This window comes from Shinella kummerowiae (genome assembly GCF_009827055.1).
In the GTDB taxonomy this organism is placed as follows: Bacteria; Pseudomonadota; Alphaproteobacteria; order Rhizobiales; family Rhizobiaceae; genus Shinella; species Shinella kummerowiae.
Genome location: NZ_WUMK01000001.1, coordinates 729,745 through 743,112, shown reverse-complemented (window position 1 = coordinate 743,112; position 13,368 = coordinate 729,745). Strand labels below are relative to the sequence as shown.

The 13,368-nt window shown below is 62.4% G+C and carries 16 protein-coding genes; 6 read left to right on the top strand and 10 right to left on the bottom strand.

Going from position 1 to position 13,368, the window contains the following annotated elements; all coding sequences use genetic code 11:
• Positions 1 to 14: 14 nt before the first annotated feature.
• The 4 genes from GR138_RS03465 to lgt all read right to left on the bottom strand — a co-directional run bounded on the left by GR138_RS03465 (position 15) and on the right by lgt (position 4,022).
• Complete coding sequence (locus GR138_RS03465; RefSeq protein WP_160857197.1) at positions 15 to 1,166, bottom strand: M24 family metallopeptidase; 1,152 nt, start codon at positions 1,164 to 1,166, stop codon at positions 15 to 17.
• A 35-nt stretch (positions 1,167 to 1,201) separates the two neighbouring features.
• Positions 1,202 to 1,993: a peptidoglycan editing factor PgeF gene (gene pgeF / locus GR138_RS03460; RefSeq protein ID WP_160857196.1), complete on the bottom strand. Its 792-nt coding sequence runs from the start codon at positions 1,991 to 1,993 to the stop codon at positions 1,202 to 1,204.
• Between the two features lie 101 nt (positions 1,994 to 2,094).
• The gene (locus GR138_RS03455; RefSeq protein WP_160857195.1) at positions 2,095 to 3,195 is read right to left on the bottom strand and encodes a class I SAM-dependent methyltransferase; all 1,101 of its coding nucleotides are present in this window, start codon (positions 3,193 to 3,195) and stop codon (positions 2,095 to 2,097) included.
• Between the two features lie 14 nt (positions 3,196 to 3,209).
• Positions 3,210 to 4,022 carry a prolipoprotein diacylglyceryl transferase gene (gene lgt / locus GR138_RS03450; protein WP_420853611.1) on the bottom strand — a complete coding sequence of 271 codons (813 nt, stop codon included), beginning with the start codon at positions 4,020 to 4,022 and terminating at the stop codon, positions 3,210 to 3,212.
• A gap of 241 nt (positions 4,023 to 4,263) precedes the next feature.
• On the opposite strand from lgt, the gene GR138_RS03445 reads away from it, so the two are divergent.
• The 4 genes from GR138_RS03445 (at position 4,264) to GR138_RS03430 (ending at position 6,598) form a co-directional block, all read left to right on the top strand.
• Complete coding sequence (locus tag GR138_RS03445; protein WP_160857193.1) at positions 4,264 to 4,521, top strand: accessory factor UbiK family protein; 258 nt, start codon at positions 4,264 to 4,266, stop codon at positions 4,519 to 4,521.
• Positions 4,522 to 4,913: 392 nt separating this feature from the next.
• Positions 4,914 to 5,414, top strand: a complete 501-nt coding sequence (locus tag GR138_RS03440; RefSeq protein ID WP_160857192.1) for a type III secretion system chaperone family protein — start codon at positions 4,914 to 4,916, stop codon at positions 5,412 to 5,414.
• Between the two features lie 2 nt (positions 5,415 to 5,416).
• Positions 5,417 to 6,235 carry a pyrroline-5-carboxylate reductase gene (proC, locus tag GR138_RS03435; protein WP_160857191.1) on the top strand — a complete coding sequence of 273 codons (819 nt, stop codon included), beginning with the start codon at positions 5,417 to 5,419 and terminating at the stop codon, positions 6,233 to 6,235.
• Between the two features lie 21 nt (positions 6,236 to 6,256).
• Complete coding sequence (locus tag GR138_RS03430; RefSeq protein ID WP_160857190.1) at positions 6,257 to 6,598, top strand: tRNA-binding protein; 342 nt, start codon at positions 6,257 to 6,259, stop codon at positions 6,596 to 6,598.
• A gap of 10 nt (positions 6,599 to 6,608) precedes the next feature.
• Here the strand turns inward: GR138_RS03430 and GR138_RS03425 are convergent, their stop codons facing one another.
• The 4 genes from GR138_RS03425 to GR138_RS03410 all read right to left on the bottom strand — a co-directional run bounded on the left by GR138_RS03425 (position 6,609) and on the right by GR138_RS03410 (position 9,870).
• Positions 6,609 to 7,193 (bottom strand): DUF1349 domain-containing protein, encoded by a 585-nt coding sequence (locus GR138_RS03425; RefSeq protein ID WP_160857189.1) that lies wholly within the window; start codon positions 7,191 to 7,193, stop codon positions 6,609 to 6,611.
• 19 nt (positions 7,194 to 7,212) lie between these two features.
• Entirely contained in the window at positions 7,213 to 8,595 is a 1,383-nt protein-coding gene (locus tag GR138_RS03420; RefSeq protein ID WP_160857188.1) for an ATP-binding protein, read from the bottom strand.
• Positions 8,596 to 8,662: 67 nt separating this feature from the next.
• Positions 8,663 to 9,370 (bottom strand): response regulator, encoded by a 708-nt coding sequence (locus GR138_RS03415; protein WP_160857187.1) that lies wholly within the window; start codon positions 9,368 to 9,370, stop codon positions 8,663 to 8,665.
• Positions 9,371 to 9,393: 23 nt separating this feature from the next.
• Positions 9,394 to 9,870: a MarR family winged helix-turn-helix transcriptional regulator gene (locus GR138_RS03410; RefSeq protein WP_202402510.1), complete on the bottom strand. Its 477-nt coding sequence runs from the start codon at positions 9,868 to 9,870 to the stop codon at positions 9,394 to 9,396.
• A gap of 264 nt (positions 9,871 to 10,134) precedes the next feature.
• Between GR138_RS03410 and GR138_RS03405 the strand changes: the two genes are divergently transcribed.
• Complete coding sequence (locus GR138_RS03405) at positions 10,135 to 11,022, top strand: branched-chain amino acid aminotransferase (protein ID WP_160857186.1); 888 nt, start codon at positions 10,135 to 10,137, stop codon at positions 11,020 to 11,022.
• Positions 11,023 to 11,080: 58 nt separating this feature from the next.
• Here the strand turns inward: GR138_RS03405 and GR138_RS03400 are convergent, their stop codons facing one another.
• Both GR138_RS03400 and hppD read right to left on the bottom strand, forming a co-directional pair.
• Complete coding sequence (locus GR138_RS03400; RefSeq protein WP_160857185.1) at positions 11,081 to 11,350, bottom strand: hypothetical protein; 270 nt, start codon at positions 11,348 to 11,350, stop codon at positions 11,081 to 11,083.
• Positions 11,351 to 11,594: 244 nt separating this feature from the next.
• Positions 11,595 to 12,698: a 4-hydroxyphenylpyruvate dioxygenase gene (hppD, locus tag GR138_RS03395; protein WP_160857184.1), complete on the bottom strand. Its 1,104-nt coding sequence runs from the start codon at positions 12,696 to 12,698 to the stop codon at positions 11,595 to 11,597.
• A 130-nt stretch (positions 12,699 to 12,828) separates the two neighbouring features.
• Between hppD and GR138_RS03390 the strand changes: the two genes are divergently transcribed.
• Complete coding sequence (locus tag GR138_RS03390) at positions 12,829 to 13,287, top strand: Lrp/AsnC family transcriptional regulator (protein ID WP_160857183.1); 459 nt, start codon at positions 12,829 to 12,831, stop codon at positions 13,285 to 13,287.
• The last annotated feature ends 81 nt before the right edge of the window (positions 13,288 to 13,368 follow it).

Sequence of the window (13,368 nt, the reverse complement as noted above, 5' to 3'; positions counted from 1 at the left end):
TGGCGATCGACCCCTCATACCTCGATGAAATCGAGGCCGTAGCGTGACAGCGGCTTCGGCGTGTCGGTCGTCGTCAGATAGGTCTGGCCGAGCGTCATCGCGGTGCCGGTATCGGAATCGAAAATGATCGTATGCACGAAGAGCGACATGTTCGGCTCGATTTCCTGAGGGTTGCCGAGGAGGAATGTCTGCAGGTCCATCCACGAGGGGGCGAAGCGGGCGCCGACCGAATATCCGCAGGTGTTCAGCCGATGGCGGGCGAGGCCGCGTTCATCGATGATGCGGGCAAAGGTCTCGAAGACGGTGCCGAATGTGTTGCCGGGCCGAAGCACCATTTCCATCGCCTGTATGGCCTCGCGGCAGGTGCTGTAGAGTTCGCGATGGCGGGCGGTCGGCTCGCCGATGAGCGCGGTGCGCATCATGGGCGCATGATACCGGGCGCTAACGCCGGCCCATTCGATCGTCAACTGGTCCTGGGCATCGAGCCGGCGTCGGCCGGATTTCGAGCGGCAGAGCAGGGCATCGATGCCCGAGCCGATGACGAATTCGTTGGCGGGATAATCGCCGCCGCCGGCAAGCACCGCACCCTGTAGGGCCGCAAGGATCGCTGCCTCGTCGCCACCCGGCACGATGAGCGGCAGCGCGGCCGCCAGCGCCTCGTCCGAGAGCACGGCCGCACGCTCGACATAGGCGATCTCGGCGGGGCTCTTGATGAGGCGGAGCCGGCTGACGATGTTCGAGGCATCGACGATCTGGCCGAAACTCTGGAGCTGGTTGTCGAGCAGGCGTGCGTTGCGGCCGGTCAGGCCGTGCGTGTCGTATTCAACACCGATGCGGCAGCCGAGCAGATCCAGATCGGACAGCAGGTTTTTCAAATCCATCGTCGGATCCGCATTCATGCGGTCGATCCAGATCTCGATTTTCCCGATGTTGGAGGTGTGGCGTGCCTGACGCAGGTCCGCCGAACGCGTCAGCAGCACCATGTTGCCATCCGCCTTCACCACCAGCGTCTGGAAGAAGCAATAGCCGAACGTGTCGTAGCCGGTCAGCCAGTACATGCTTTCTTGCGCGAAAAGCAGCATGGCGTCGATCTTTTCCTCCCGCATGCGGGCGGTCAGGCGCTGGAGCCGGTTGGCGTATTCCTCGGTATCGAAGTGAAGTGCCATTGTGGTGTCTCCGTCGTCTTTGTCTGTTTGGGGCGTTACGCCCGTATCATGATCGCCGATATCTGGCGGCCGTAGTCGGGTTCCTGCCGGTGCGTCGTGCGCCGGTAGGAGAAGAAACGATCCTCGTCGGGATAGGTGCAGATATCCAGGTTTTCCGCCGTCACGCCGGCATCGCTCAGGCGTTGCGTGGTCAGGCCCGGCAGGTCGAACATTGCGTGATCGGTTTTTTCCGACGGCGTGAAGTAACGCGCATAGGCCTTGTCGACGCCAAGAAAACGCGAGATGAATTCCGGGCCGACCTCATAGTTGCGCCGGCTGATCGAAGGGCCGAGGCTGGCGAGGATGTTCTGCCGGCTTGCGCCGAGCTTTTCCATGGCGGCAATGGTGCTTTCCAGCACGCCGTAGAGCGCTCCCTTCCAGCCGGCATGGGCGGCGCCGACGACGCGGGCCTCGGGATCGCAGAACAGGATCGGGCCGCAATCGGCGGCCAGCACGCCGAGTACGATGCCGGGTGTGGCGCTCACCATCGCATCGGCCTCCGGGCGGGCACCGTCATAGCCGTCATCGACAACCACGACATCCGGCGAATGGACCTGGTGCACGGTCGCAAGGCGATCGGGTGCCGCGGAGAACCAGCGGGCGATGCGCGCACGATTCTCGACGACGTTCTCGCGCTCGTCCTTCGAGCCGAGGCCGACATTGAGGCCGCGATAGATGCCTTCGGACACGCCGCCGATGCGGGTGAAGAAGCCGTGCTGGGCGGCGCTGCCGGCGCGTTCTGCCAACAGCGGACTTTCGATCGGGGCGGGAAGTGCTTGGTCCTTCATGGTCTCTCGGCTGGGCTTGGGGACGGATCGCCAGGCAAGAATGTCGCCGGGGCATGCGGGGTGCAAATCGGGCCGGATGTTGTCCGGCCTTGCCCCCCCTGTCAATCCGGCTTGCGGAAGGGAAAAAGGGAAAGCGGCGCGCTGCCGACGGCCAAGACCTTGAAAAGATCGCCCATTTTACCCGCGCCGGAGCCGGCGAGCCGGGCGACGTCGTTCAGGATCGATTGCTGCGTCGCCTCGTCGCGGTGGCGGCCGAGTGCTGAGGCGCGTTCGCCGATGCCGAGGCCGACGAGGAAATCGCCCTGGTGCAGCATGCCGTGCACATGGAGGCCGGCCGCGGCGGCAGCACCGGCAAGACGCTCGAAATCGACATGGCTTGTCAGGTCCGCCTCGCCGGGATGGGCGAGCGGTGGGTCGAAGTCGTGTTTCAGTACGGCCTGAAGCGTATCGCCGAAGCCGGTGACGAAATGACCGTAGTCGATCGCCAATGCCGTGCCGCCGAAGCGGGCGATGCGTTCGCCGATCGTCGCCATGACCGCTTCACGGGCGGGAGCGATCTCGAAGATCGTGCCGTTTGGAACGTTTTTGTGATGCTCGGGCAGCAGGGCTGGATCGAGGCCCGCGACGCCGGCGGCGAAGGTCAGGTCGTCATTGGCATCGAGGCCGACCATGCGCTCGCGGAAGCCGGAGGGGGTCTTGATAAACTGGCGGATCGGTATGGCGTCGAAAAGCTCGTTGGCGGCAAGCAGCACGAAGCCATCAGGCAGTTCCTCGAAACTATCGTGCCAGGTGATGCGGGCGGCGTGCATGCCGAGCGTCTCATGCTGGACGGCCCGCAGCTTCGGGCTGGTCTCGATGAGATGGATCGTCGCGTGCTCGTACAGCTGCGGCGCGAGCTTGGCGATGACGCGCAGCATGTCGGCCATCATCGTGCCGCGGCCGGGACCGATCTCGGCGATCCGCACATCGGTCGGCCCACCATGTTTCTGCCAGGCGTGTACGAGGAAGATGCCGATCATTTCGCCGAACAGCTGGCTCACTTCCGGTGCGGTGACAAAATCACCGGCCCGGCCGAAAGGGTCGCGGGTACGGTAATAGCCGTGCTCGGGATCGGCCAGGCAGAGTGCGAAATAGTCGGTGACGCTGATCGGACCGTTTACTCTGATCAGCGCCTTGATCTTGTGGGCGAGGGGTGTCGGCATGGGCGACCGTCCGCTCAGGCGCTGGCCGGACGGGCCGCTCGGGCGCGAGCAATCGCCCAGAGGCCAAGTACCAGCATCGGCAGCGACAACAGCATGCCCATGGTCAGCCAGCCGCCGAGGAGGTAGCCGAGTTGCGGGTCCGGCTCACGGAAGAATTCGACCGTGATGCGCGAGAGCGCGTAGCCCGCAACGAAGAGACCGGTGACGAAGCCCGGGCGCTTCAGTGCGCCGAAGCGGTAGATGGCGATCGCCAGAACGATGAGAAGCACGATGCCTTCCAGGCCTGCCTCGTAGAGCTGGCTCGGGTGGCGGGCGAAGGGGCCGGCTTCCGGGAAGATCACGGCCCAGGGCGCATCGGAAAGGCGGCCCCAGAGTTCACCGTTGACGAAATTGGCGATGCGGCCGAAGAACAGGCCGATCGGCACCACCGCGGCGACAATGTCGAACAGGCTCCAGACTGCAATGCCGTTGCGCCGGGCAAACAGGATCATGGCAAGCGTCGTGCCGGCAAGGCCACCGTGGAAGGACATGCCGCCGTTCCAGACCTGGACGGCGCGCAGAGGGTCGGCGGCCACGTTGGGAAAATCGTAGAACAGGATATAGCCGATACGGCCGCCGAGAATGATGCCGACGGCGGCCCAGACGAGGAAATCGTCAAGCTGCACGCGTGTCAACGGCGCGTCGCCAGCCCAGAGCCGCGGCGTTTCGACCAGCCGGCGCGCATAGAGCCAGCCCAGCATGATGCCCACGACATAGGCGATGCCGTACCAGTGGACGGCGACCGGGCCGATCGAAAAGGCGATCGGGTCGATCTCCGGATAGGGCATGATGGCGAAAAGCTGGGCGATGTTCGTCAAGGTTTTGATCTTCCTGTTTTGCGCGGAAGATGGCGACGCCTCGTGGCAGGGTCAAGGCGATAAATCGTGATGGAGGAGCCGCAGCGGCCGCCACAGGCGCCCGATCCACCGGAATCCGCTTGCAAGGCGCGGCGTCAGACCCTACCTCAGTGCCAAGGCGCGGGATGACAATGCCCGCAGAACCACCATCGACACCCGAGGAGGGCAGACAATGACCACCGGTGCGAACCGCATTCTCGACGACTTCGCCAAGCTGATGACCGATGCCGCCGGCGCCGCCCAGGGTGTGCGCAAGGAGGCGGAGACGGTGTTCCGCGCCCAGGCCGAGCGTTTCATCAACGGCATGGACCTCGTCAAGCGCGAGGAGTTCGAAGCGGTGCGCGAGATGGCGATCAAGGCGCGCGATGAAAACGACGCGCTTCTGAAGCGCATCGAGGCCCTCGAAGCGCGCCTCAATACCAACGGCTGAACCGTTTCAGCACAGGTTTTGACCGGCAGGACTCGGTTGGCGTGATTCACATCGCGCCAACCGTTTTTTTTAATAAAATTTTTACCCCTGTGGACACTTTCGAAAAGCTGTTTTCGCAGAGTCCCTTACCCGCCCGACCTGAATCTTTTTCACAACCTCTGTCCACAACCGGGCGGAGAAAATGGGCGGTCAGGGGCTGGCGTCGTGACTCCGCCGTTATACACTGATTTTAAATGATGATTCGAGAATGGCAGCGCAAGCTTCGGACAGGGTAAGTCGTCCAGAGTGCTTGCAGTGCCGAGCAATCATTCAGTGTTGTATCCGGAGTTTGGGTTTGCCGCGTCGTGTGTGTAAGCACGATGGCGCATGCCTTCCGGCCTAGAAGGTGATGCATGAGCCTTATGGAATTGGATATCGGACGTCAGTCCAACCCGGTCGACATGATCGAGTTCGTCGCAGCCAACAATGATTGGACGTTCGAGCGGTCGGGCGAAGACGAGATCGCGATGACCGTCGAAGGCAAGTGGGCGGACTACCACGTCTCCTTCTCCTGGATGGAAGAGTTCGAAGCGCTGCACCTTGCCTGCGCCTTCGACATCAAGGTTCCGGAAAGCCGGGTCGCCGAAGTGCATTGCCTGCTGTCGCATGTGAACGGTCAGGTGCTCATGGGGCATTTCGATCTGTGGCGCCGCGAGGACGTGGTGATCTTCCGTCAGTCGCTGCTGCTGGCCGGCGGTGCGGAGCCCACGAACCGACAGGTCGAGGTGTTGCTGTCCAGCGCGCTCGAATCCTGCGAAGCCTATTTCCAGGCCTTCCAGTTCGTCGTCTGGTCCGGCATGGACGCCCAGTCCGCCGTCGATGCGGTGCTCTTCGAGACAGTCGGGGAAGCGTGACAATGACGGTTGCAGGCTTGGGTCCCATCGTTCTCATCGGCGCCGGAAACATGGGCGGCGCCATGCTTGCCGGCTGGCTGAAGAGCGGCCTTTCCGGCTCCTCGGTGATCGTGATCGATCCCGGCCCGCAGCCCGCCATGGCCATGCTGATCGCCGACAACGGCGCACGCCATGAAACATCCGCGCCGGACGGCGTGAAAGCCGGCGTGATCTTCGTTGCCGTGAAGCCGCAGGTCATCGATCAGGTCCTGCCGCCGTTGAAGGGCCTCGTCGGGCCTGAGACCGTCGTCGTCTCGGTCGCAGCCGGCAAGACGATCGCCAATCTCGAAAGCCATCTCGGCGAGGCCGCCACCGTGCGTGCCATGCCCAACACGCCGGCAATGATCGGTCGCGGTGTCACCGGTGCTTTCGCCAATGCGCGTGTTTCCGAAGCGCAGCGCGATTTCGTGCATTCCTTGCTCAAGGTGAGCGGCCCCGTCGAATGGGTCGCGACCGAGGGCGATATCGACGCCGTCACGGCGGTCTCGGGCAGCGGCCCGGCTTATGTCTTTTATCTCGTCGAGTGCATGGCGGAGGCAGGTCGCAAAGCTGGCCTGCCGGCGGACCTCGCCATGCGGCTCGCACGGGAAACCGTCGCGGGGGCTGGTGAATTGCTTCATCAGTCCCCCGACGACGCCAGCCGCCTGCGCCAGAACGTGACGTCTCCCGGCGGCACCACGGCCGCGGCACTGTCCGTTCTGATGGCGGAGGATGGCATGCAGCCGCTCTTCGACAAGGCCATTGCCGCCGCCCGCACGCGCGCCGAGGAACTGGCGGGCTGATCGCCTTCCGAGGAATATTCCATGACAGAGACCATTACCTACGCTGATTTCGAACGCGTCGACATTCGCGTCGGCACGATCATCGAGGCGCTGCCCTTCCCGGAAGCACGCAAGCCGGCCTACAAGCTGACGATCGATTTCGGACCGGAGATCGGCACCAAGAAGTCGTCGGCGCAGATTACCGTGCACTATACGCTGGAAGAGCTCGTCGGCCGCCAGGTGCTTGCCGTCGTCAATTTTCCGCCGCGCCAGATCGGCCCGGTGCGGTCCGAAGTGCTGACGCTCGGCTTTGAGGACGAAACAGGCGCGATCGTTCTCGCCAGCGTCGACCACCCGGTGCCGAACGGCAAAAAGATGTGCTGATCCGAAAAGGTCAGTGAATATCGCGCGACACTGGCGGCCCTAGTCGGAAGTCGGTGAATTCAGCTTCGAAACCCTCGCGCTGGGGCGAACAGGCCATCAGCCCGACGGAAAGCTCTGAAAAGCCTGGTGGAAAGTAGGCGAGGCGGGCCACCCGCCATTCGGTCATGGCGTCTGTCCGGTACTGAATGAAAAGCGCATCGCCATTGCGCGTGACGCGCACCGAAACCAGATCGAAATCGTGATCGACTCGGAAAGCGGACCAATCCGAGTGGCCGCGCGTCACGACAACGCTGATATGCTTCGCGCCATCGGTGAACTCGATGCCGCATTTCACCCAGTTCGTTTCGTCGTGGCGGATCATCAGGCCCGCCTGATCGTAGAGCGCTTGATATTGGCCGCGGAAGGTCGTTTCCAGGGTGAAGTCACCGGTCCATTGCCGATGCAGGAAATGGCCGCTGTCCGGCTGGAAGCCATAGTAGGTGCGCTGCCAGAAATCGGTCTTTAGACCGGTGCGGACGTGCAGATGGCCATCGTGCACCGAGGTCGCGGCTGGCGGGTTGAGCCAGGCCATATCGTTGAAGGGTTCGTCGTTCATCGGCTCACCCCTTCGACTATCAGGCTGGAATACGGATCGTCGCCCGCAGGCCGCCCATCGGGCTGTCCGAGAGCGTGACATTGCCGCCATGGCTGCGGGCGATGTCCCGGGCAATAGCGAGACCCAAGCCGGTGCCTGACGCATCGAGATTGCGCGCTTCGTCCAGGCGGAAGAACGGTTTGAAGACATCATCGCGCGAACGCTCGGGAATGCCCGGCCCGTCATCATCCACGGTGATGGTCAGCCACTTGGCGCGGTGACGTGCTTCGACATGCACGGTCTTGGCATAGCGCATGGCATTGGAAACCAGATTGCCGACGAGGCGGCTGAAGGCGGTCGGGCGCACCATGACCTCATCTTCCCCGTCGATGTCGCTGGAGAAGGCGCGGTCATGCAGTTCCGCCTCGAGCGAAAACTTCTCGAACAGGTTCGACAGCCGCAGCTCGCCGACATCCTCTTCCGCATCGCCGCGCGCGAAGGAGAGATAGCCTTCGAGCATGGTCTGCATGTCCTCGACGTCCTTGTTGAGGCCCTGCAGGTCGGGATTGTCGCCGGCCAGTGCCAGCTGCAGCTTGAAGCGGGTGAGGATGGTGCGCAGGTCGTGGCTGACGCCGGTGAGCATGGCGGTACGCTGCTCCATCTGGCGTTCGATGCGCTCGCGCATCAGGATGAAGGCGAGGCCGGCGCGGCGCACTTCATCGGCGCCTCGCGGTGCAAAGTCCTCCCGCATCTTCTGGCCCTTGCCAAAACTCTCGGCCGCTTGCGCCAGGTTGAGGATCGGGCGGATCTGGCCGCGCAGGAACAGGATGGAGATGCCGATCAGCACGAGCGAGGTGCCAACCATCCAGAGCAGGAAGATGTGCGTGTTGGAGGCGTAGGCCTGGTTGCGCCGCGCGTAGACGCGCAGGACCTTGTTGTCGAGCAGGATGCGGATCTCGACGAGATTGCTTTCGCCGACCGTATCGATCCAGAAGGGCCGGCGGATCTGCCGGACGATTTCCTCGCTGAGGATCTCGTCAAGGATGTTGAAGAACGGCTTCGAACGCGGCGGCGGCAGCTCCGTGCCGGGCTCGATCGCCACGTTGAGCTCCAGCCTTTCGCGCGCGATGCGGGCGATCTCGGTATAGTTGGTGTCCTGCGGATAGGTTTCGATCAGGTCGATAATGGCGGCAATGTCGCGGGTGACGGCCGTGGAAAGGCGCTGTGTCACGAGCTGCCAATGGCGCTCCATGAAGACGAAGGCCACGACGGACTGGAGAAGCACCATCGGGATGATGATGATGAGCAGCGCGCGCGCATAGAGGCCTGTCGGAAGCTGGCGGCGCATCCACCGGCCGAAACGCTTCCAGCCAAGGGCCGGCGCGCGTTCGATATCGCGCTTGAATGTCTCGAAGGTGGTCATCGCACCGGCATTTCCGCAGGGAAGGATGCGATGAACGCGTCCTGGAATGGCTGTTGGCGGCACACGGTCAGACTTGCTCCACGCTCAATCGATAGCCGATGCCGCGCACGGTCTGCAGCCACACCGGATTGGAAGGGTCTTCCTCGATCTTACGCCTCAAACGGTTGATCTGCACGTCGATAGTACGTTCACCCACGTCGGTTTCTTCGCCGATCAGTTCGTGGCGCGGAATGGTCTCGCCGGCCCGCAACGAAAAGAGCAGCATGATCTCCTGTTCGCGATCCGTCAGGCGGATGGTGTCGCCACCGCGTTTCAGCTCCTTGCGCACGATGGAGAACGTGTAGGGGCCGAACATGACCTGCTCGATCTTGGGGGCGGAGGGTGTCGCATTGCGCTTCAAAATATTGTTGATGCGAAGCACCAGTTCGCGCGGTTCGAACGGTTTTGACAGATAGTCGTCGGCGCCGGCCTCCAGGCCTTCGATGCGCGCCGTGGACTCGGCAAGCGCCGTCAACATCAGGATCGGCACGGGGCGGATGTCGCGCAGGCTCTTCGTCAGCGACAGGCCGCTTTCGCCGGGCATCATCACGTCCATGATGATCAAGTCGAAATCCAGGCCCCGGAGCTTGCGCCGCGCCTCGTCGGCGTCACCGGCGACGGTGACGCGAAAACCTTGCTCCATGAGGTAGCGGTTCAGTAGCTCGCGGATACGGGTGTCGTCATCGACGACGAGAAGATGGGAAGCGTCGTCGGAGGGCGCGCCGGCAGCGGTCATCGTCTTGTCCTCCAGTCAGTCTGTCATTCGGTCTTGGCGTTCTGCATGCCGGTGAGGAACCGGATCACCGCCCGACGGTCGTTTGCGTTCATCTCCTCAAATGCACGGGCGATGCGGCGGGATTGCGGCTCGGCGAGCGCCAGAGCGAGTTCCCGCCCGGCCTTCGTCGGGTAGAGCTTACGCTGGCGGCGATCCTCAGGCCCTGCCACCTGCTGGATATAGCCGGAATCGATGAGTTCCTTCAAGACACGCGCCAGGCTCTGCTTGGTTATCTTCAGCGTGTCGAGCAGGTCGGCGACCGTCATGCCGGGCTCGCGGTTGACGAAGTGCACGACGCGGTGATGGGCGCGGCCGAAGCCGCTCTTTTCTAGGATCGCGTCGGGATCGGAAATGAAGTCGCGATAGGCGAAGAACAGGCCTTCGATGATTTCGAAGTCGATGCGCCCGTCGCCCGTCATGGCGTCTTCGTGCAGCTCGCTTCCGCCGTTCCTGTCCGGCATGTGTCGGGCCACGTTGTCATTTCCTTTCATGCTGTGCCGCCCCCGCGTAATTTATAGCAAGATATGTCAGGTTTGTTGACATATTTTTCCGCCCTTGTTAGGGTCCCGCCGAATTTGCGGTTCCGGGCGCTGATATCCGGTATTTCCCCGATTCCCAATGTGGACTACCTTTTTCTTCAGGTAACCCCGCCTGTTTCTGGTTAGACCGCAACAGACGAAACAATCAACAGAAAGAATGGCGTGAGAGCGCCGGAGGATGACACGATGGCAGTTCCCTTTGACCAAATGGACGGACAAATCTGGTTCAACGGCGAATTCGTCGACTGGAAGGATGCCAAGGTTCACGTGCTGACGCACGGTTTGCACTATGCGAGCGCGGTGTTCGAAGGCGAGCGCGCCTATGGCGGGCGCATCTTCAAGCTCACGGAGCATAACCAGCGCCTGCACGCATCGGCCGAAATCCTCGGCTTCAAGATTCCCTATTCGGTGGAAGAGCTGGATGCGGCAACCATCGAACTCCTGAAGCGGCAGGGCTTCTCCGAAGCCTATGCGCGGCCGATCGCCTGGCGCGGCTCGGAAATGATGGGTGTCTCGGCGCAGAACAACCGCATCAACGTGGCCATCGCCATCTGGCAGTGGGGCAGCTACTTCAATCCGGCCGAGAAGCTGAAGGGCATTCGCCTCGACATCGCCGAATACCGTCGTCCCGACCCGAAGACCGCGCCGTCGAAGTCGAAGGCCGCCGGCCTCTACATGATCTGCACGATCTCCAAGCATGCCGCCGAAGCCAAGGGCTATGCGGATGCGCTGATGCTCGACTACCGGGGCCAGGTGGCGGAAGCCACGGGCGCCAACGTCTTCTTCGTCAAGGATGGCGTCATCCACACGCCGGTGCCGGATTGCTTCCTCGACGGCATCACCCGTCGTACCGTGATCGAACTGGCCAAGCGCCGTGGCTATCAGATCATCGAGCGGGCGATCCTGCCGGAAGAGCTGCCGGACTTCTCCGAATGCTTCCTGACGGGGTCTGCCGCCGAAGTGACGCCGGTTTCCGAAATCGGCCCGTACCGCTTCACGCCGGGCACGATCTCGGAGACGCTGATGAACGACTACATGAAGGAAGTCTATCCGGTCGCCGCCGCTGCCGAATAAGCAGGCGGAAAACGCCATCCGTTGGATAGGGCGGCCCGATGAGGGCCGCCTTTTTTGTTCATGCCGGCTTTTTGCCGAGCACGGCGCCGACGATCGCCGTCAGCACGCCGCCGCCGACGAGGCCGCCGATGCCATTGGCGACGAGGCCCGAGAGGCCGGCTTCCCCACCCAGCATCTGCAAGAGAAAGCCGCCGCCGACACCGCCGATGGCGCCGACAATGGTGCGGACGATCACGCTCACAGCGGCCTGTTTCAGGGCCGCTCCGGCGACGTTACCGCCAACCGCGCCCGCGATGAGCTGCGTGATGATGGGCATCAATGCTTCCATGACTTCCCCTCCGAAAGGTCCGCCCGGAATAGAGAGTGGTCCGAGCAGGACACTTGCCTCGCTACCGGAACGCGGTCTGAAGCCCGCGTCCGTTGCCGAAAAATTCGGCACCCGCAAGGTGCGGATAAATTTGGGATAAGTCAATTTGGCCGTGTGCGCCGTGCACCGGAGTTTTCAACGAAAAGAGGCGGCCGCAAAGCGACCGCCTCTTCCTTCCCCGCGAGTGGCTTGCTTGCCGCGGTTGTTATTCTGCTGCGATGACGCCCCGGCGGATCTGGTCCTCTTCGATCGATTCGAAGAGCGCGCGGAAATTGCCTTCGCCAAAACCTTCGTCACCCTTGCGCTGGATGAACTCGAAGAAGATCGGCCCGATGACGGTCTTGGAGAAGATTTGCAACAGGATCTTCGTCATGCCGCCATCGACGACGCCTTCGCCATCGATCAGGATACCGTGTTTCTTCATGCGGGCGACCGGCTCTTCATGGCCGACGACGCGCACATAGGAGCGGTCGTAATAGGTGTCCGGCGGGCCGGGCATGAACTTCACGCCGTTATCGGCGAGCCTGTCGGTCGCGTCGTATATCCCGTCCGTGCCGACGGCGATGTGCTGGATGCCTTCGCCCTTGTACTTCTTCAGATATTCGACGATCTGGCTCGTCTCGTCCTTCGATTCGTTCAGCGGAATGCGGATCTTGCCGCAGGGCGAGGTGATGGCGCGCGAGACGAGGCCGGTGATGCGGCCGTCAATGTCGAAGAAGTGGATCTGCTTGAAGCCGAACAGTTCGCGGTAGAAATCCCACCACTTGTCCATGTTGCCGCGATAGACATTGTGGGTAAGGTGGTCGAGGAAATAGAAGCCGACGCCCTGCGGCTTGGGATCGCGTTCGCCGGTCCAGGCGAACTCGGTGTCATAGGCCGAGCCCTTGGCGCCGTATTTTTCGACGAAGTAGAGCAGCGAGCCGCCGATGCCGACGATGGCAGGCACGTCGAGCGCCTTGTCGTCGCCTTCATAGGGTGTCGCGCCCTTGGAGAGCGCATGCTTGAAGGCATGTTCCGCATCGACCACGCGCCAGGCCATGGAGGCGGCGCAGGGGCCGTGCACGTCGGCGAACTTCATGGCGTGCGAGCCGGGCTCGGCATTGATGACATAGTTGATGTCGCCCTGGCGCCAGACGGAGATTGCCTTGGTGCGGTGCGTGGCAACCTTGCTGTAGCCCATGCGGGCAAACAGCTCTTCCAGTTTCTCCGGCTCCGGATGGGCGAATTCGACGAACTCGAAGCCATCGGTGCCGGCCGGGTTGTCGGCGGTGATCAGTGCCGGCGGGGCATCATGCGGGAAAGGGCCCATCGTTCGTCCTCCTCGAAAACTATCTGGGAGGAGTATGGCGCGTTTGCCATGCAAAGTGCGTGCATAGTGGTTGTGTTTTGGCAATTCCATGCGATGTTCGTGCAGGAGTTGAGGATTTGGAGGGCAATTCATGCAGCTTGACGATTTCGATCGTAAGCTCCTTGCGCATTTGCAGCAGGATGCGCGGCTGACGAACAACGAACTGTCAGAGCGCATCCATCTTTCGCCCTCGCAATGTTCGCGTCGGCGCATAAGGCTGGAGGAGGAGGGCATCATTCGCGCCTACCGGGCGGAACTCGACCGGGAAAAACTCGACCTCGGCATCGTCATCGTTGTGACCGTGACGCTTTCGACGCACAACCGCGACAATGCAGTACGCTTCGCCAAGCTGATCTCCAACCTGCCGGAGGTGCTGGAGGCGTTCTCGCTGACGGGGGAGATGGACTACATCATCAAGGTCGTGGTGCCGAACCTCAAGGCCCTCTCCGCTTTCGTCAACGACGTGCTGCTGCCGCATGAATCGGTCTCGCATGTGAAGACCGCGATCGTGCTCGATACGTTGAAGGAGACGACAGCCCTGCCGCTGTGACCGGCTGTGGCGCTTTGGCAACAGGCTGCTCGCCTTGCGCTGTTCCCGGCGGAACATGCCGGACTTTGGTGCCGTTGTACA